General features: G+C 60.5%; 17 protein-coding genes. 12 read left to right on the forward strand and 5 right to left on the reverse strand.

Annotated features, from left to right (window positions below; translation table 11 throughout):
• Positions 1–103 precede the first annotated feature (103 nt).
• The 8 genes from OK351_RS04205 to OK351_RS04240 all read left to right on the forward strand — a co-directional run bounded on the left by OK351_RS04205 (position 104) and on the right by OK351_RS04240 (position 8,996).
• Positions 104–856 (forward strand): YggS family pyridoxal phosphate-dependent enzyme, encoded by a 753-nt coding sequence (locus OK351_RS04205; RefSeq protein WP_265156104.1) that lies wholly within the window; start codon positions 104–106, stop codon positions 854–856.
• On the forward strand, positions 853–1,677 hold the full coding sequence (locus OK351_RS04210) for a PfkB family carbohydrate kinase (RefSeq protein ID WP_265156105.1): 825 nt from the start codon (positions 853–855) through the stop codon (positions 1,675–1,677). The genes OK351_RS04205 and OK351_RS04210 overlap by 4 nt, the downstream gene beginning before the upstream one ends.
• A gap of 525 nt (positions 1,678–2,202) precedes the next feature.
• Entirely contained in the window at positions 2,203–2,433 is a 231-nt protein-coding gene (gene nrdH / locus OK351_RS04215; protein ID WP_265156106.1) for a glutaredoxin-like protein NrdH, read from the forward strand.
• A gap of 64 nt (positions 2,434–2,497) precedes the next feature.
• Complete coding sequence (gene nrdI, locus OK351_RS04220; RefSeq protein WP_265156107.1) at positions 2,498–2,980, forward strand: class Ib ribonucleoside-diphosphate reductase assembly flavoprotein NrdI; 483 nt, start codon at positions 2,498–2,500, stop codon at positions 2,978–2,980.
• Positions 2,980–5,127, forward strand: a complete 2,148-nt coding sequence (gene nrdE / locus OK351_RS04225) for a class 1b ribonucleoside-diphosphate reductase subunit alpha (RefSeq protein ID WP_265156108.1) — start codon at positions 2,980–2,982, stop codon at positions 5,125–5,127. The genes nrdI and nrdE overlap by 1 nt, the downstream gene beginning before the upstream one ends.
• Positions 5,128–5,320: 193 nt before the next feature.
• Positions 5,321–6,295 carry a class 1b ribonucleoside-diphosphate reductase subunit beta gene (gene nrdF, locus OK351_RS04230; RefSeq protein ID WP_265156109.1) on the forward strand — a complete coding sequence of 325 codons (975 nt, stop codon included), beginning with the start codon at positions 5,321–5,323 and terminating at the stop codon, positions 6,293–6,295.
• A 163-nt stretch (positions 6,296–6,458) separates the two neighbouring features.
• A complete protein-coding gene (locus tag OK351_RS04235) occupies positions 6,459–7,703 on the forward strand; it encodes an MFS transporter (protein ID WP_265156110.1) in 1,245 nt (414 codons plus the stop codon).
• Positions 7,704–7,757: 54 nt separating this feature from the next.
• Complete coding sequence (locus OK351_RS04240; RefSeq protein ID WP_265156111.1) at positions 7,758–8,996, forward strand: FAD-dependent oxidoreductase; 1,239 nt, start codon at positions 7,758–7,760, stop codon at positions 8,994–8,996.
• 58 nt (positions 8,997–9,054) lie between these two features.
• On the opposite strand, the gene OK351_RS04245 is transcribed toward OK351_RS04240, so the two are convergent.
• Together OK351_RS04245 and OK351_RS04250 are read right to left on the reverse strand one after the other, a co-directional pair.
• Complete coding sequence (locus OK351_RS04245; RefSeq protein WP_265156112.1) at positions 9,055–9,258, reverse strand: cold-shock protein; 204 nt, start codon at positions 9,256–9,258, stop codon at positions 9,055–9,057.
• A 627-nt stretch (positions 9,259–9,885) separates the two neighbouring features.
• Complete coding sequence (locus OK351_RS04250) at positions 9,886–10,809, reverse strand: NAD(P)/FAD-dependent oxidoreductase (protein WP_265156113.1); 924 nt, start codon at positions 10,807–10,809, stop codon at positions 9,886–9,888.
• Positions 10,810–10,885: 76 nt separating this feature from the next.
• Here OK351_RS04250 and OK351_RS04255 point away from each other — a divergent pair, with 76 nt between their 5' ends.
• Both OK351_RS04255 and OK351_RS04260 read left to right on the forward strand, forming a co-directional pair.
• Positions 10,886–11,464 carry a helix-turn-helix domain-containing protein gene (locus tag OK351_RS04255; RefSeq protein ID WP_265156114.1) on the forward strand — a complete coding sequence of 193 codons (579 nt, stop codon included), beginning with the start codon at positions 10,886–10,888 and terminating at the stop codon, positions 11,462–11,464.
• Between the two features lie 96 nt (positions 11,465–11,560).
• On the forward strand, positions 11,561–12,379 hold the full coding sequence (locus OK351_RS04260) for a thioesterase family protein (protein WP_265156115.1): 819 nt from the start codon (positions 11,561–11,563) through the stop codon (positions 12,377–12,379).
• Here the strand turns inward: OK351_RS04260 and OK351_RS04265 are convergent.
• Positions 12,376–12,987: a uridine kinase family protein gene (locus OK351_RS04265; protein WP_371931375.1), complete on the reverse strand. Its 612-nt coding sequence runs from the start codon at positions 12,985–12,987 to the stop codon at positions 12,376–12,378. The genes OK351_RS04260 and OK351_RS04265 overlap by 4 nt on opposite strands.
• 124 nt (positions 12,988–13,111) lie before the next feature.
• Here OK351_RS04265 and OK351_RS04270 point away from each other — a divergent pair, with 124 nt between their 5' ends.
• On the forward strand, positions 13,112–13,846 hold the full coding sequence (locus OK351_RS04270; protein WP_265156117.1) for a lipoate--protein ligase family protein: 735 nt from the start codon (positions 13,112–13,114) through the stop codon (positions 13,844–13,846).
• 115 nt (positions 13,847–13,961) lie between these two features.
• On the opposite strand, the gene OK351_RS04275 is transcribed toward OK351_RS04270, so the two are convergent.
• On the reverse strand, positions 13,962–14,240 hold the full coding sequence (locus tag OK351_RS04275) for a mycoredoxin (protein ID WP_265156118.1): 279 nt from the start codon (positions 14,238–14,240) through the stop codon (positions 13,962–13,964).
• Positions 14,241–14,276: 36 nt separating this feature from the next.
• Here OK351_RS04275 and OK351_RS04280 point away from each other — a divergent pair, with 36 nt between their 5' ends.
• The gene (locus OK351_RS04280; protein ID WP_265156119.1) at positions 14,277–15,008 is read left to right on the forward strand and encodes an SOS response-associated peptidase; all 732 of its coding nucleotides are present in this window, start codon (positions 14,277–14,279) and stop codon (positions 15,006–15,008) included.
• Here the strand turns inward: OK351_RS04280 and OK351_RS04285 are convergent.
• Positions 15,005–16,681 carry a methyltransferase domain-containing protein gene (locus OK351_RS04285; protein ID WP_265156120.1) on the reverse strand — a complete coding sequence of 559 codons (1,677 nt, stop codon included), beginning with the start codon at positions 16,679–16,681 and terminating at the stop codon, positions 15,005–15,007. The two genes, OK351_RS04280 and OK351_RS04285, sit on opposite strands and share 4 nt — an antisense overlap.
• Positions 16,682–16,937: the final 256 nt, after the last annotated feature.

Here is a 16,937-nt window from a genome sequence, read left to right on the forward strand (position 1 = left end):
AGTCAACCGGCCTATGCTTGAGATGACGGAGCGCCGGCCTGCGGGCCCACGTTCCGGCAAGAGAACAGGTCATCACGTTGGAAGAAGAGGCCGGCACGTATTCATGACTTCGCAACCAGCAGCACAGTTTGCGGCGACAACCGAGGATTTCATCCACAATCTCTCCGCGGTCCATTCGCGGATTAGCGCCGCGGCAAGCGCGGCCGGACGCCAGGGCGACGGGGTGCGCCTGTTGCCGGTGACCAAGACCGTTCCCGCCGAAAGGTTGCGCCTGGCCATTGCCGCCGGGGTGGACACGCTGGGGGAGAACAAGGTCCAGGAGGCCCTGGCCAAAAGCGAGGAACTGGCCGACCTGCCTCACCTGCGCTACGCGATCATCGGTCCGCTGCAACGGAACAAGGCCAAATTCGTGGCCCGCTTCGCCCACGAGTTCCATGCCCTGGACTCCTTGCGACTGGCCGAAACCCTGCAGCGGCAGCTCGATGAGCAGGACCGGAGCCTGGAGGTCTATATCCAGGTCAACACCTCCGGGGAAGAAACCAAGTCCGGGCTGGCTGCGGCCGATGCCGCCGAATTGGCGCGGGATCTAGCTCCCTTGGACCGGTTGGTTTTGCGCGGCCTGATGACCATGGCCACCAATACAACCGAGGAGCAGGTCATCCGGAGTTGCTTCAGGGATCTGCGCGACTGTGCCAGCCAGGTACGCCAGCACGTGGCAGTTCCCGAACAGTTCACCGAGCTCTCCATGGGCATGAGCGGCGACTTCGAGCTGGCCATTGCCGAAGGTGCCACCGTGGTGCGTGTCGGCCAGGGGATCTTCGGGGCCCGGCAGTACCCGCAGCGGGCCGTCGGATGAGCGGATACGAACTGGACCAGCGTCCGGTCGAGGTCGTGGTGATCGGTTCACAGCTGGCCTACGGGGCCGTGGGCAACAACACCGTGGCACGGATGATCGAAGCCGGCGGACACCGGTGCGTTCAAGTGCCCACGGTCGTGCTGAGCAACCTGCCGCACTACCCCACCCTTGCTGGCGGACCCGTATCCGACCAGTGGTTAGCCGGTTTCCTGGACGACCTGCTGGCCCGCGAGGTGCTGGACCGGACCCGATACGTGTTCGTGGGGTATCTGGGGACCGCGGACCAGGCCGGGATCATCGCCCGCTGGCTCGTCCGTGCCCGCCAACTGTACCCGCAGCTGAAGCTGATATTGGATCCGGCCATGGGGGACACGGATGTGGGGATGTACGCGGAGCCTGCGGTTGCCGAGGGATACCGTGAGCATCTGCTCGAGCAGTCCTGGCTCACCACTCCGAACAGCTTCGAACTGGCCCTGTTCACCGGGTTGGCGATCACCGACGAACAGGATGCGGCCAACGCCTGCCTGGAGCTGCTGGAGCTGGGGTGCAGGCACGTTGTGGTGACCTCGACACCTTCGGAGGATCCGGGCATGGTGGGGTGCCTGCTGGCCACCAGCGAGGAAGACTTCGATCAGGTGGACACCCCACGGGTAGCGTCCACGGCCAAGGGCGCGGGGGACTGTTTCGCCGGGCTGCTGATTTCGCAGCTGCTCGAGGGCGCCTCGTTGCTCCGCGGGGTGCAGCACGCGGTGTCCGGTACCGCGCTGGCCCTGTCAGGGGCGCACAGGCTTTTCGGCGGCACGGTGCCGGCTGGGTCCTAGCCTGCGCCGTTGGCGGTTGGCTTCACAGGGACAAGGCCCGTCCCCGATCGTTGCGCGCAGTGTTTCCTTCGTGGTGCCCTGGTTGCCCACAAGCCGTGCGTGCAAAACCAAAACGTCGGCCGGCGGGTGGACACTAGGGATAGGTTCCCCGACAGGGTGGGAGCACCAGATGGTGTGCTGTGGCAACACGCCGAAAGGAGTGTCACACGAACAATTTTTTGCCCACATGGGGCCATCCACCGGTTGTGGACAAGATCGGCAAGAGCCCGAGAAATCGCGGTTTAATCGACCGGCTTTATCCACAGCTGCTGTGGACTTGACAATGGCCAAATGACATACTTGTAATACATCATGTAGTGGCTGCTTGCGCGAACCAACACAAGATGTAGTATTGAACCCGATGGCGCGCAGAGCGTCGCAGTCGCCCTGGAAACCCGTTTTCAGGGCATTTGAGAGGTGGCACGCGACAAGCCCAAGAGGCTGATCGCATAGCCAAAAGGGACTTTCCAAAAGGGGAACAGGGACATGACCGTCACGGTATACACCAAGCCATCTTGCGTGCAGTGCAACGCTACCTACCGCGCCTTGGACAAAAAGGGCATCGTGTACAACAAGGTCGACATCTCACAGGATGCCGCAGCCCTTGAACGTGTCCGCAACCTGGGCTACATGCAGGCCCCCGTGGTCATCACCGACAACGATCACTGGTCGGGGTTCCGCCCGGACAAGATCGACACCCTGGCCCAGGCCAACTAGGTTCAGCGTTCTTCGGAACATCAAAGACCTTGCTCGTACCCACGAGTGAGTGGAGGCGATTCACATGCCACCATCAGCCCTTGCCGAGAACCGGCAGCTGGATGAAGATGGTCGCGACGTGCAGTACACCGATCAGAAGCTGATCTACTTCTCCTCGGCATCGGAGTACACGCACCGTTTCGTACAAAAACTCAATACCGGCTCGGCTCGCATTCCCCTGTTTGCCAGCGAACCAGAGCTCATTGCCACCGAACCCTATGTTCTGCTGATTCCCACCTATGGCGGGGAAAACGGCAGACGTGCGGTTCTACCCCAGATCCTCAGATTCCTGAGAAGCGAACAGAACCGCCAACTCCTCCAGGGAGTTATCGGCTCGGGAAACACCAACTTCGGTACCGCATATTGCCTGGCCGCAAAGAAGATTTCGGCCAAATGCCACGTACCGGTCTTATACACATTTGAATTGATGGGAACCTCAGAAGATGTTCTCAACGTCAAAGAAGGGCTTGATACCTTTTGGACATTAAAGTCGCAGAAGCGGACCTGATGAATGACTCCACGGACTCCAAGGAACTTCCCGCGAACCTGCAGGGACTGACCTACAACGACCTGAATGCCATGCTGAACCTCTACGGTCCGGACGGCAAGATCCAGTTCGAGGTCGACCGCTACGCTGCCCGCCAGTATTTCCTGGACCACGTGAACAACAACACCGTGTTCTTCCACGACCTGGATGAGAAGCTTGAATACCTGGTCAAGCACGAGTACTACGAGCGCGAAACCCTCGACCAGTACTCGATGAACTTCATCCGCGGGCTGTTCAAGCGCGCCTACGACAAGAAGTTCCGTTTCCAGACCTTCCTGGGTGCCTTCAAGTTCTACACCTCGTACACCTTGAAGACCTTCGACGGCAAGCGCTATCTGGAACGCTACGAGGACCGTGTGTGCATGGTGGCCCTGCACCTGGCACGTGGCGAAGAGCAGCTGGCCGAGAAACTGGTTGACGAGATCATCTCCGGTCGATTCCAGCCTGCCACCCCGACCTTCCTGAATGCCGGCAAGGCCCAGCGCGGCGAACTGGTGTCCTGCTTCCTGCTGCGGATCGAAGACAATATGGAATCGATCGCCCGCGCAGTGAACTCCTCGTTGCAGCTGTCAAAGCGCGGCGGCGGTGTCGCCTTGTCGTTGACCAACCTGCGTGAGCACGGCGCACCGATCAAGCAGATCGAGAACCAGTCCTCCGGCGTGATCCCGGTGATGAAGCTGCTGGAAGACTCCTTCTCCTACGCCAACCAGCTCGGCGCCCGCCAGGGCGCCGGTGCGGTGTACCTGAATGCCCACCACCCGGACATCCTGCGTTTCCTGGACACCAAGCGTGAAAACGCCGACGAGAAGATCCGCATCAAGACACTCTCCCTGGGCGTCGTGGTTCCGGACATCACCTTCGAAATCGCGCGCAAGAACGAGGACATGTACCTGTTCAGCCCGTACGACGTCCAGCGTGTCTACGGAGTACCGTTCAGCGAGATCTCGGTGAGCGAAAAGTACTACGAGATGGTTGACGATCCGCGGATCACCAAGAAGAAGATCAACGCCCGTGACTTCTTCACCACCATTGCCGAGATCCAGTTCGAATCCGGCTACCCGTACATCATGTTCGAAGACACGGTGAACCGGGAGAACCCGATTGCCGGTCGGATCACCATGTCCAACCTGTGCTCGGAAATCCTGCAGGTCTCCTCGGCCTCCGAGTACAACGACGACCTGAGCTACGCGAGCGTAGGCAAGGACATTTCCTGCAACCTCGGCTCGATGAACATTGCCAAGGCGATGGACGGCAAGGATCTGGCCGGTTCGGTGGATATCGCGATCCGGGCCTTGACGGCCGTATCGGATATGTCCGATATCGTCTCGGTGCCATCGATCGCCGGAGGCAACGCGAAGTCCCACGCCATCGGCCTGGGACAGATGAACCTGCACGGCTACCTGGCCCGTGAGCACGTCCACTACGGTTCCGAAGAGGGTATTGACTTCACGAATATCTACTTCTACACCGTGCTGTTCCATGCGTTGACCGCATCGAACAAGTTGTCCATCGAACGTGGCCAGACCTTTGACGGATTCGAGAACTCGAAGTACGCCTCGGGCGAGTTCTTCGACAAGTACACCGACCAGGTGTGGGAACCGGCTACCGAGCGTGTCCGGGAGCTCTTCGACGGGATCCAGATCCCAACGCAGGCTGACTGGCAGACCCTGAAGGCCTCGGTCATGGAACACGGGATCTACAACCAGAACCTGCAGGCCATCCCGCCGACCGGATCGATCTCCTACATCAACAACTCGACCTCGTCGATCCACCCGGTGGCCTCGAAGATCGAGATCCGCAAAGAGGGAAAGATCGGCCGCGTGTACTACCCGGCGCCCTTCATGAACAACGAGAATATCGAGTTCTACGAGGATGCCTACGAGATCGGCTACGAGAAGATCATCGATACCTACGCCGCTGCCACCCAGCACGTGGACCAGGGCTTGTCCCTCACGCTGTTCTTCAAGGACACCATCACCACCCGCGACATCAACAAGGCACAGATCTACGCATGGCGTAAGGGGATCAAGACCCTCTACTACATCCGTCTGCGCCAGTTGGCCCTGGAAGGCACCGAAGTCGATAACTGCGTGTCCTGCATGCTCTAGGCGGGACGGCAACTGCCGCGACTGAGGACCAACTAGGCACCTGAAAACTCATGTTTCCAGGTGCCTAGTCTGCCCTCCACACCCTTTGGGCTATTCCGGGAGGGATGAACCCGAAAGACTCGTCTACTGACCGGGAACACGGTCGATAGATAAAATTAGAGGCACGAACCACACGACACTTCGATGAGGGGCCATGACCGAGAAGATCAAACTCACCCACAAGGTTGAAGCCATCAACTGGAATCGCATCCAGGACGAAAAAGATGTTGAAGTCTGGAACCGCCTGGTCAACAACTTCTGGTTGCCGGAAAAGGTTCCGTTGTCCAACGATATCCAGTCCTGGGGAACACTCACGGAAGACGAGAAGCTGTTGACCATGCGGGTGTTCACCGGACTCACCCTGCTGGACACCCTGCAAGGTACCGTTGGAGCAGTGTCGCTGATCCCCGACGCGCTAACCCCGCATGAGGAAGCGGTATACACCAACATCGCGTTCATGGAATCGGTGCATGCCAAGAGCTACTCCTCGATTTTCTCCACGCTGGCCTCAACCAAGGACATCGACGAGGCCTTCCGCTGGTCCACCGAGAACCGCAATCTGCAAAAGAAGGCGCAGATTATCGAAAGCTACTACTACGGTGATGACCCGCTCAAGCGCAAGATCGCCTCGACCTTGCTGGAATCATTCCTCTTCTACTCCGGGTTCTACCTGCCGATGCATTGGTCATCGCGCGCGAAATTGACCAATACAGCGGACTTGATCCGTTTGATCATCCGCGACGAGGCGGTTCACGGATACTACATCGGCTACAAGTACCAGAAGGGTCTGGAAACCCAGAGCCCGGAACGCCGTGAGGAACTGAAGGATTACACTTTCGAGCTGCTCTTTGAACTGTACGAAAACGAGGTCCAGTACACCCACGACCTCTATGACCCGGTGGGACTGAGCGAGGACGTCAAGAAGTTCCTGCACTATAACGCCAACAAGGCCCTGATGAACCTGGGCTACGAGGCCATGTTCCCGGCTGCGGTCACCGACGTGTCCCCGGCGATTCTGTCGGCGTTGAGCCCGAATGCCGATGAGAACCACGACTTCTTCTCGGGGTCGGGTTCCTCCTACGTGATAGGCAAGGCCGTGAACACCGAAGACGAGGATTGGGAATTCTAGACCCGGTTGCCGCGCGTGGAGGCTGTGACCACCAGATTTTCTGGTGGTCACAGCCTCCAGCTGTTTAAGTAGCACAGTGCTTACGCGGCGAGCAGCAAGAGCCGCGGCATCGCATTCTGCGACTATGATCGGAGCAGAAACACGCAGCAAGGAACCGAGGAACATGACCAGGAGCTTCTCCGCCCGACAGATCCAACAAGTGCGTCGCCGATCGATCGCGGTACTGGCCCTTGGGCAGGTCCTTGGAGGCATGGGGGCCGGTGCCACCTTGACCCTGGGTTCCTTGTTGATAGTGAATGTCGCCGGCAGCGAGGCCCTGGCCGGTATGGCCGCGACGATGAACACCGTGGGTGCCGCGGCGATGGCCATACCTTTGGCAGTTCTCGCGCAGAATCGTGGTCGACGAGTCGCACTGTCATCTGGTGCCTTGATCGCCATTCTTGGAATCCTGGTGATCCTGGCCGCGGCCGTCCAGCAATGGTGGCCATTGCTCTTGGCAGGAATGGGCTTGTTGGGTACCGGCAGCGCCCTGAACCTGCAATCGCGATTCGCGGCCACGGACCTTTCGTCCCCTGAAACCCGTGGCAGGGACCTCTCCCTGGTGGTCTGGGCGACCACGATTGGTGCGGTCGCCGGACCGAACCTTTTCCAGCCCGGTGAGATCATCTCCCAGGCGTGGGGGCTGCCGGAGTTCACCGGGGGATTCGTGATTGCCATGGGAGCCCAGGCCGTGGGAATGGCGATCTACTGGATCGGATTACGACCGGATCCGATGCATGTGGCCCTTGCCCGGGAGGGAAAAACCGGCGGCGGACTGGTCAAACGTGCCAGTGGATTCAGCCTGCTTCGCACCTCGTCTTCGGCTCGCCAGGCCGTTCTGACGGTGGCCTTGAGCCATGCCCACATGGTGGCCCTCATGGCAATGACGCCGATCCACCTGCAACACCACGGGGCAAGCCTGACGTTGATCGGCGTGACGATCTCCGCGCATGTTGCTGGAATGTACGCGCTGTCGCCGCTGTTCGGTTGGCTGAGCGATACCCTCGGGGCGCGGTACGTCGTCATCGGTGGCCAGGCGCTGTTCGTCATCGCAAGTTTCTCCGCCTGGTTCTGGCGCGATGACTACGTGATGGTGACCTTTGCACTGGTCTGCCTGGGGCTGGGGTGGAGTGCATCGACCGTGGCCGGCGCGTCCATGGTGACCGGGGCAGTGGCGATCGAGCAGCGACCGCAATTGCAGGGCACCTCCGACCTGGTGATGAATCTGTGCGGGGCCGGGGGCGGTATCCTGGCTGGGCCGGTTTTGGCTTGGCTGGGGTACGGGGGACTGTCGTTGGTCCTGCTGGGTCTGGCCCTTGTGGTGATTTTCCTGAATCGTGGGATCTTCGGCAAACCCGCTCTTTCCTGAATCCGGGCGTGGTGCCAAGCTGGAGGCAGGTACAAATCGCTCAGGGAGGCCGCAATGGATCAGCCATGGCAGTGTGTCATCGTCGGCGGAGGTCCCGCTGGCATGATGGCGGGCCTGTTGCTGGCCCGTAGCGGAGTGCGTGTTCTCGTACTGGAGAAGCACGGTGACTTCCTACGGGATTTCCGCGGAGATACCGTCCACCCGTCCACCCTTGAACTCCTCAGTGATCTGGGGTTGATGCAGAAGTTCCTGGCCACAGGCTTGTCCAAGGTGACCGGAGCGAAGATCCCCGATGCCCGTGGACGGGAGGTGACGGTTCTGGATCTGGCAGCCTTGAAGCATCCATTTCCCTATATCGCCATGGCGCCGCAATGGGAGTTCCTGAACTTATTGGCCCAAGCCGCCACCGAAGAGGAGAACTTCGAGCTGCGGATGAACTGCGAAGCCACCGAATTACTGGTTGATGACGGACAGGTCACGGGAGTGCGCTACCAGGGCCCGGACGGGGAGCAGGAAATCCGGGCGCTATTGACCATCGCGGCTGATGGCCGGTGGTCTGCCATCAGGGAACAAGCGGAACTGCCGGTCAAGGAGTTCAGGGTCCCCATCGATGTCTGGTGGTTCCGGGTCCCCGGCACACACCATGTCCGTGAGTCACTACTGCCGGTTTTTGCCCCGGGCCGGGTCTATATTCTGATTCCACGGGTCGGATATGTGCAAGCTGCGATGCTCCTGTTGAAGGGGCAAGATGCTGTGCAGCGCCAGCGGGGCATCGAGAAGTTCCGTGCCGAGATCAGCCATGCCGTGCCTGATCTGGAGGAAGGGGTGCGGGAACTGGCTCTTGAAGACCTGAAACTCCTGGATGTCCATGTGAACCTGGCGCACCGATGGTGGCGCAAAGGGCTTCTATGCATCGGTGACGCGGCGCATGCCATGAGCCCGGTTGGTGGGGTAGGGGTTAATCTTGCGGTCCAGGATGCGGTGTGCGCCGCGAGGCTACTGGCCGGTCCGCTGGCTGCCAACCGCGTTTCTGATCGGGATGTTGCCGCGGTACAACGCCGTCGGATGTTGCCGACCAGGGTGACGCAGATGGTCCAGCGGATCATGCATGTGGGGCTACGTAGACTGCTCGGTCAGGATGTGAGTGTACGACTTCCTGCACCGTTGGCCTGGCTCTTCGAATCCGTGCCGGTGCTGGCCAGAATTCCCGCCCGGCTGTTGGGCGTCGGTCTGCTGCGGGAGCGGCCGCCAGCCGCGGCCCGGGAAGCTTCCAAAGGTCCAGTAAACCGTTAAAGACCGGTGGGGCCGGACGAAGTTGAACTTCGTCCGGCCCCACCTGGTGATCTCAGACTTAGCGAGCCTGGATGTTGGTTGCCTGTGGGCCCTTCGGGCCGGCTTCCAGATCGTATTCCACGGTCTGGCCTTCTTCAAGGCTGCGGAAACCGAAGCTCTGGATTGCGCTGTAGTGAGCGAAGACATCAGCCGATCCGTCGTTAGGAGCGATGAAGCCGAAGCCCTTTTCAGCGTTGAACCATTTCACAGTGCCAGTGGCCATAATTTTATTTCCTATTCATTTCCGGCCACACAGTGCGACCGTTGGTGCCGTATTGCTGGAGCAACACGAAATTTGTGGTTACCTTAGTGCGCAGCTGGCACAGGTGTAGTTAGACGCAGCATCGGTAATCGATTGCTGATTCTGTTGATGCTGGTGGAGCTGAGTTGGCTCCGGAAGGGGAAAGGAATCCCTGAACTCCGTGGGAGTAGGTGGTCACGTCCGGGATGGGAGATCTGAAGCAGCGTTACGACCACCCATGAAAAGGTGTGGAGGTATGTGGATGCTGACCGGAGTGGCAGTGGAGAAGAAGAAATTAAAGGATTCGTTTCAATATAAGAGTCCGTGCGTAGTGACTACGCCACTGGACCAAGCTGCTGCGCGATCGGTTGTGCGAACTAAGATGCATAACCGACCTAGTGCATTCCTGATTGCTCATGAATGCGGGATAACTCAACAAGCATAGCATTCTTTTTGCGGGCCGGTGACATGCCTGGGCCTCTGGGTGCATCGGCAGCCAGCGGCCCAGGCTAATCACACCTGATCAGATCGACATTTGGAAACGGACTTCCCGTCGCTGAAGACCTTTGTCTGCGCATGGATGGCAATGCCAGCCCGCCGCAATGGCAGCTATCCTCTCACGGGGTGGATCCGTTCGTTGATCAGATCGTAATTGATTCCGGCCCCGGTGGTCACCCCGCTGGCCGCGGCTGCCAATACCATGGCTCCCAGGTCGGCCACGTTGCCTGCAGCGAACACCCCCGGGATATCGGTTGCGCCCATTTGATTGGTTGCAATGTGCCTTCCCAAGGGGTGATCGGTCAGTACCCCTCCCATGGATTCGTAGAGCCGCGCATTGGCTTCCATCCGGCTCATGACCACCGCGGCATCCACTTCCAGTTGCTGGCCGTTGGCAAGGCGTAGGCTGTGAAGCCCTCCCGATGGATCGAACTCCAACGCATCGACCCGGGTGTCAATCACCGGGATGGACAGTGCCGCAAGATTGTTGCGCTCTTCTTCGCCAAGCATGTCCGGAGCGTGATTGATATACGTCACCCGGTCACTGAGCTGGCTGAACATTTGGGCCTGATGGGGGCTCATCAAGCCGATGCCCAAGATGGCGATGCGTTGGTCCCTGACCTCCCACCCATGGCAATACGGGCAATGCAATACGGTCTTGCCCCAGCCGTCCTGCACTCCCGGGATCTGGGGAAGGACATCGCGCAGACCGGTGGCCAGCATGATCCGTCGTGCAGTATAGGAGTAATCCGAGGTCCTGACGGTGAACCTGCTCTCCAATGACCCCTCGAGCAGTTCGACCCACTCGTTGCGGAATAGTACGCCGTATTCGACCGCCTGCTGTCGTGCTTCAGCCAGTATTTCGTGCGGCGAGATGCCATCGCGACCGAGCAGGTTGTGCGCGCTGGTCGAGGCGGCGTTGCGGGGACTCCCTGCATCGATGACCAGTACCGAACGCTTGCTGCGGGCCAGTGCCGTCGCTGCGGAAATCCCGGCCGCTCCCGCTCCAATGATGATGACGTCGAAGTCTTCCATGATCTCTCCCAATTCCGGTGTTCCTGATGGTCCCCAGCCTAGAAGTGCATTGCCTTAATCGGGTACTCTTTTGCGTATGACGCAAGAATTGGAAATGGATACCATAGTCCGACTGAGAATCCGGGGACTTCGCCAGGCCAAGGGGTGGTCATTGGAGTCCTTGGCCAGCCGGGCAGGGCTGAGCGTATCCACGCTCAGCCGCATCGAGACCGGTAATCGGCGCATCGCACTTGATCAGTTGGTGCCCCTGGCCACGTCGCTGGATACGACGATTGATGAACTGGTGGCCCCTGCCGCCGAGCAGGACGCGGTGATCCGTCCCGAACCGGTCCAGTACCCGGGACTGACCACCTGGCGTCTGTCCGATCCGGAAGGGCTGAACGGAACCGTGGTGGTGAAAATGCGGATCGATCCGCGGGCAGCGGAAAACGAGCCCGAGCCGCGGGTGCACCCGGGAAAGGACTGGTTTACGGTATTGCGCGGCGAGATCAGGTTGCGTCTGGGTGACAGGGTCTATCACGTGAAGGCAGGCCAGGCGGCACAATTCGACACGATGACCCCGCATTCCTTCTGGGCGGTTGGCGAGATGGCCGAGGTGTTGAGCATCATGGATCCGGCTGGTCACCATGCCCACCGTGATGACGCGACCGCTTAGCACACGTTGCTGATTTCCCTTGGGGCCGCCCCTGCGTGGATCTCAGGTAGGGTGATCAGGAGCACGTATTGGAAGAGTTTTCTATGAGGTACCGCGATGACCCATCAGGTCGATGACCAGCTTGCCGGAATCCTGGCAACCGGAGATTTCTACTATGAGCCGCTGGGGGACGGGCGTTACCGTTCCACCATCCATGCCCAAGGTGCATGGAATCCCCATGAGCAGCATATGGCTCCTGCCACCGGAGTACTGACCCATGAGCTGCTGAATTTCCAGCCGCGCGAGGGAATGCGGATGGCCCGGTTGAGTCTGGAGATCTATGGCCTGATCCACGCCGGGGAGTTCGAAGTCAAGACGCGCATGTTGCGACCGGGACGAACGATCGAGCTGGTTGAAGCGGAAATGCTCACCAATGGACGCACCAGCATTGTCGCCCGTGCCTGGCGGTTGGCAACGGGGGATACCAGCGCAGTTTCCGGAACCGAGGATGCTCCGATTCCCGGGCCGCAAGACTGCCAACCCTACCTTGGGGCGCAGGTCTGGCCAGGAGGATACATCCGTGGACTCGAGATGCGCACCACCCCTGAGCATCGCGCTGGCAAGGGGATCGTCTGGCTGCGCAACCCCTTCAGCATGATCAACGGCGTGGATTGCACGGACATGGAACGTCTGCTGGGAATGGTCGACACCGCGAACGGAGTGGCCCCGCGTTCGGAGCCAGGGCCCAACAACTGGATGTTCCCCAATGTGGATCTGCAAGTCCATATGTACCGCGAACCAGTAGGGGAATGGTTGGGGCTTGAGGCGCAGCAAAGCTATGGAACCGACGGGATCGGGCTGACCTCAGCCGTTCTTCACGACATCCACGGCCCCTTCGGCCGAAGCGAGCAAATCCTGACGGTTCGCCCGCTCTAGGAATCCCGGCTCCCGGCCAGCTCGGCGAGCAGGCGTTTCAATTTGGGTTTGGCCATCACGGTGAACCCCTTGGAACGATAGAGCTCGCGATCTGGCCGATGAGCCCGGAACAGTGCAAAACCTCGCCTGATCAGGAACGGAATGGGTTTCCTGCGCTCGGACACATCACGCGCGAAGCGGCGAAGTGCCGTCAGCAGGGCCGGCTCATCCACATAGTAGGCCTCGACGTTCACGCCCATTGCACGTAGCGGTTCCAGGAGCTCGGCCAGGAAAATCCCCTCGGCCACCACCGGGCCCGACCCTCGGAGTCTACGGTGCCCGGTGTAGCTTGAAATGCTGATGGAGTAGTTCGGCACCATTGTCGAGCCGGTCTGCAACAATTCGGTGATGGCATCCAGTGCCGCTTGCCGGTTCCAGGTATGCGGATGATCCCAGTCGATCTCACCGTAGCCGGTCCGTGGAAACGGGTCAGGGGAGCCGTCCTCGCTCATCTGGCGATAGAACTCGTCCAGGGGAAGGTGCGGTCGTCCGTAGCGGGCCGCCAGATAGGACTTGCCGGAGCCGGAAGCTCCGCCGATCAGAATCACCTTGGTTCTAGAATTTGGCACGCCTTCCATTATTCCCCAGCGCCCATGCACTGGGGTACCGCAGGGGAGTCCGATTGGCCACAGCCGGCCTGGCCGATGGATGAAGAGGTGAGCTGGGCATTGCGCCGGTACTAGACTGGAAACCATGGCTTTTGACAACAAACGGCAGCCAGTCACACTGCAGGTGCTCATTGAAGAGCCAAGCGGGGATGCTGCCGCCGATCTGGACCGCGGAGTGGAATTGCTACGCGAGGTACGCGCAGGGCAGCGGCCGCCGCTGTTGCGGATCTACCGCCCGGATCCTACCCTGGCCTTCGGGCAACGGGATGTACGCCTGGAGGGGTACGAGCAGGCGGTCCGGTCCAGTGAACGACACGGGTTCTTTCCCCTGGTCCGCAAGGCCGGTGGACGGGCTGCAGCCTATCACCGCGGCACCTTGATCGTGGATCACATCGAGCCGCATCCGGACGCCATGATCGGGCACCAGGATCGCTTTGTGCGTTTCGGTCAGCTGTACGCCCGCGCTTTGCAGCGGGTAGGCGTAGACGCCCATGTGGGGGAACTGGACGGAGAATACTGCGCCGGTGAGCATTCGGTCCATGGGGTACCAGGGCCGGAGTCGGTCACCGGGGTGCCGGTGAAATTGGTGGGGACCGCCCAAAGGGTGATCGCCGGGGCCTGGCTGTTCTCCTCGGTCTTCGTCATCAGCGATTCGCCACCCATCCGCAAGGTCCTTGACGAGGTGTACCGGCTGATGGGGATCCCGATGGATCCGGCAACTGCCGGAGCGGCCGATGATCTGGTCCAGGGGCTGACTCCGGAAACCTTTATCGAGGCGCTTCTGGACGAATACGCCGCCGAATACGGGCTGGAACGCTAAGTTCGTTCCGAAATCCCGCCTTCCTGGGAAGCATGTCCCTCAAAATTGACAATCCCCGGGGCCGGGCCGCACTACTTGCCCGACCCCGGGACGTGTCAGGGGTTCGGCGAGGACGCTAAAGACCGGCGCGCTCGAGAACCTCGTCGATCCGCGGGTTGGTGGCGGCACTTCCGTCGGCGAACACCAACGTCGGAACGGTCTGGTTGCCACCGTTGAAGGACTCCACGATCTCGGCGGTACCATCAACCTGCTCGATATTGACCTCGGTGTATTTCACGCCTTTTTGGTCCATCATCCGCTTCAGGTTGCGGCAGTATCCGCACCAGTTGGTCGTGAACATGGTGACGGCCCCGGCTTCGGGAATGTACTGGTCAAGATTAACTGAGTTGGTCATACTTCATTCAACCATTGAGGTGGCAGACTTGTTCCCATGTGCGGAAGATACGTCATGGCCAAGGCCATCGGTGACCTGGTTGCCGAGGCGGAGGCCGAAGCAGATGCGAACCTGGAGCTACGCCAGTCATGGAATGTGGCCCCCACCACCGATGTGCCCATCGTCTTGGAACGCCTGGTGGACGGCGAGGTACGCCGCCAGATCCATGTGGCACGCTGGGGGCTCGTCCCCGGATGGGCCAAGGACCTCTCGGTCGGGGTGCGGGCCTTTAATGCCCGCAGTGAAACCGTTGAGGAGAAACCGACATTCCGTTCGGCCGTCAAGAAGCGGCGGGCCGCGGTACCGGTCCAGGGGTACTACGAATGGAGAAAGGAAGCCGGCGGGAAGAAGCGACCGTTTTTCGTGTACCACCCCGAGGGCCGGCTCATTTTTTTCGCAGGACTCTACGAATGGTGGAAGGACGCCGACGAGAGCTGGATCCTGTCCACCACGATCCTGACCATGGACGCCCCACCGGAGCAAGCTCCCGGGATCCTGGGGGAACTGGCTGGACTCCATGACCGGTTGCCGATCCCGATGGACGCGCAGATGATGGCATACTGGCTGGACCCCGAACAACCGGACGCCTCCGCACTCATCGGTCAACTCCGTGAGCAAGCCCATGAAGTGGCCGCGAGCTGGACGATGCACGAAGTGGACTCGGCGGTTGGCAACGTTCGCAATGATTACGCCGAACTGGTCGAACCCCATTCATCGTCGCTGTTCTAGGTCTGCTGCGTTGAACCGGGACGCAGTGCGATCAGCCGCAGGACGACGGGATCCTCTTTCTGATAGGGTGCCAAGCCGGTCGATTCGAGATGTTCGAGCACCGTCCACCCGTTGGGGGATTCGATTTCTTCGATGAGTGCAGCCGCGGCCTGTAAGCGCCGGTAGGCGCGGAAGTGGGCCTTGTGCCGCCCGTGGTCCTTATCGGTGCGCAGTTCCAGTGCCAGCAGATCCCCGGGTTCGGCCTGTTGCTCCAGGGTCTGCAGCAATGACTGTTGCCCTTCCCGGGACATCGACGTGAGCAGGGCGCGGCCGTAGAACAGCACGCGGTTCGGTGTGGGGCCACGAAAAGACCGGATTTGGTCGGCCAGTGCGGCGGCATTGGTCAGATCGCAATCTTCGAAATGGACCCCATGCCCCTCGCGTCGGTGGGCCTGGGCCAAGGCCCCGGCAGAGCGGTCCAATCCCAGCACGCGGTGCCCTGCCGCAGCGAAGGCCACCGAATCCCGGCCTTCGCCGCATCCCAGATCGATGACCAGATGGGGCAGCTGCCCGCGTTCAAGCAGGTGATGGGCGAACCCGGAGGGTTCGAAGTCGTGGTCGTGGGCGTAGAAATCGGCCCAGTACAACCGGTCCTGCTGGTCCGGGGTCAGCAGGGCCGCCGCGGCCCGTGATTTTCGTGCGGTGGGCCAGTGAAAGGAGGGATCCGGGTACTGCCAGTTGGGTCCGTAGATATGGGCCACCAGTTCGGCGGCCTTCTCCGGGGCCAGTACGGTTTCATCTACGAACCCACGTTCCACGATGCCTCCCAAGTCATCAAGGTACAGTGCTCCGGTTTCAACGGTGCCGAAGGGAAACTGCAATACCCCCGCTGGCGTGGTGTAGAGGTGGAACAGGTCGATCTGCGCCTGGCCGGAGTCCTTGTCCAGGATGGCGATACAACTGGATTTGGGGACCACCGAGTACCCCGCCGCCAGCAGGACCCGTGAGATCTCGAAAAGTTCTTCGGCAACCGCCCGGGGATCGTGGTGCCGGGATATGTAGGCACTGTCGAAGTCCCGGTCGTGTCCGATAAATCCGTTATCACGCACCGCGCCGAGCAAGGTGCCGTTGTAGATGAACGCACGATATCCGAACTGCTGCTGCAACAGGCCGGAAACTTCCTGGTAGAGCCGGATGACATGGTGCTGCCAGCGGGTATCGGCCACCCGGGAGAGCTGGATCTTGCCGCCCTGGCCAAAGATCTCGCCGCGCTCGAAACGTTGCCGGAGAAGTTCGATATTCTCCTTGCCGTTACGGTGTGGGTGGAAAAACAGTTCGCCCGAGTCCAGGCGGATGGGTTGAGCGTCCACCCGGACCGAGATCCTGTCCCCGCGGTGGGCGAATCGCCAGAAATCGTGGAGCCCAAACCGGAAATGTCGTTTCTCGTGGCTGCCGTGCTCTTCGATATCGAGGGTCGCCAGACTGGTCATGGCCTGGAACTCACCGATAAACAAGCCGACCTCCAGGGCCGGGGTACCCGATGGGACCAAGAGGTAGCCCTCGATGGCGTGCTGATCCCGGCGGGTGACCTGCCCCTGATGATTGGTGGCACCAAGCCCGGCGGATCCCGGATGAAACCGGTGAAGTCTTTTCCGGATGCGCCGAATCGCGCCTGCCAACGTCCTACGTGTCATGGATCTCCTGTGTGTTGGAATGCTCCGGCAGCTGGACTGTGCGATAGCCGTAGTCACCTCCGCCACCCGGGATCGTAGTACGGGAAAATGAACGGAGGATTAACCCGGAGTGAGGGGTCGGCGAACACCGGTATATGACGCCGACGGCAGTTCGACGGACCAGGCTACAGCTTGGCCGGTCTCTTTGACGGTACCGTGCCGCCCAGTGAAGCCCGGGGCACCGGCCATGTGCCCAACCGGTGATCAAGGCGGGCAC

Source organism: Glutamicibacter sp. MNS18 (assembly GCF_026107515.2).
In the GTDB taxonomy this organism is placed as follows: Bacteria; Actinomycetota; Actinomycetes; order Actinomycetales; family Micrococcaceae; genus Glutamicibacter.

Coding starts and splice junctions, on each gene's coding strand:
- OK351_RS04280 (WP_265156119.1), top strand. CDS start 14,277: ATGTGCGGAAGATACGTCATGGCCAAGGCCATCGGTGACCTGGTTGCC.
- OK351_RS04240 (WP_265156111.1), top strand. CDS start 7,758: ATGGATCAGCCATGGCAGTGTGTCATCGTCGGCGGAGGTCCCGCTGGC.
- OK351_RS04255 (WP_265156114.1), top strand. CDS start 10,886: ATGACGCAAGAATTGGAAATGGATACCATAGTCCGACTGAGAATCCGG.
- nrdH (WP_265156106.1), top strand. CDS start 2,203: ATGACCGTCACGGTATACACCAAGCCATCTTGCGTGCAGTGCAACGCT.
- OK351_RS04285 (WP_265156120.1), bottom strand. CDS start 16,681: ATGACACGTAGGACGTTGGCAGGCGCGATTCGGCGCATCCGGAAAAGA.
- OK351_RS04275 (WP_265156118.1), bottom strand. CDS start 14,240: ATGACCAACTCAGTTAATCTTGACCAGTACATTCCCGAAGCCGGGGCC.
- nrdI (WP_265156107.1), top strand. CDS start 2,498: ATGCCACCATCAGCCCTTGCCGAGAACCGGCAGCTGGATGAAGATGGT.
- OK351_RS04205 (WP_265156104.1), top strand. CDS start 104: ATGACTTCGCAACCAGCAGCACAGTTTGCGGCGACAACCGAGGATTTC.
- OK351_RS04245 (WP_265156112.1), bottom strand. CDS start 9,258: ATGGCCACTGGCACTGTGAAATGGTTCAACGCTGAAAAGGGCTTCGGC.
- OK351_RS04250 (WP_265156113.1), bottom strand. CDS start 10,809: ATGGAAGACTTCGACGTCATCATCATTGGAGCGGGAGCGGCCGGGATT.
- OK351_RS04270 (WP_265156117.1), top strand. CDS start 13,112: ATGGCTTTTGACAACAAACGGCAGCCAGTCACACTGCAGGTGCTCATT.
- nrdF (WP_265156109.1), top strand. CDS start 5,321: ATGACCGAGAAGATCAAACTCACCCACAAGGTTGAAGCCATCAACTGG.
- OK351_RS04210 (WP_265156105.1), top strand. CDS start 853: ATGAGCGGATACGAACTGGACCAGCGTCCGGTCGAGGTCGTGGTGATC.
- OK351_RS04235 (WP_265156110.1), top strand. CDS start 6,459: ATGACCAGGAGCTTCTCCGCCCGACAGATCCAACAAGTGCGTCGCCGA.
- nrdE (WP_265156108.1), top strand. CDS start 2,980: ATGAATGACTCCACGGACTCCAAGGAACTTCCCGCGAACCTGCAGGGA.
- OK351_RS04260 (WP_265156115.1), top strand. CDS start 11,561: ATGACCCATCAGGTCGATGACCAGCTTGCCGGAATCCTGGCAACCGGA.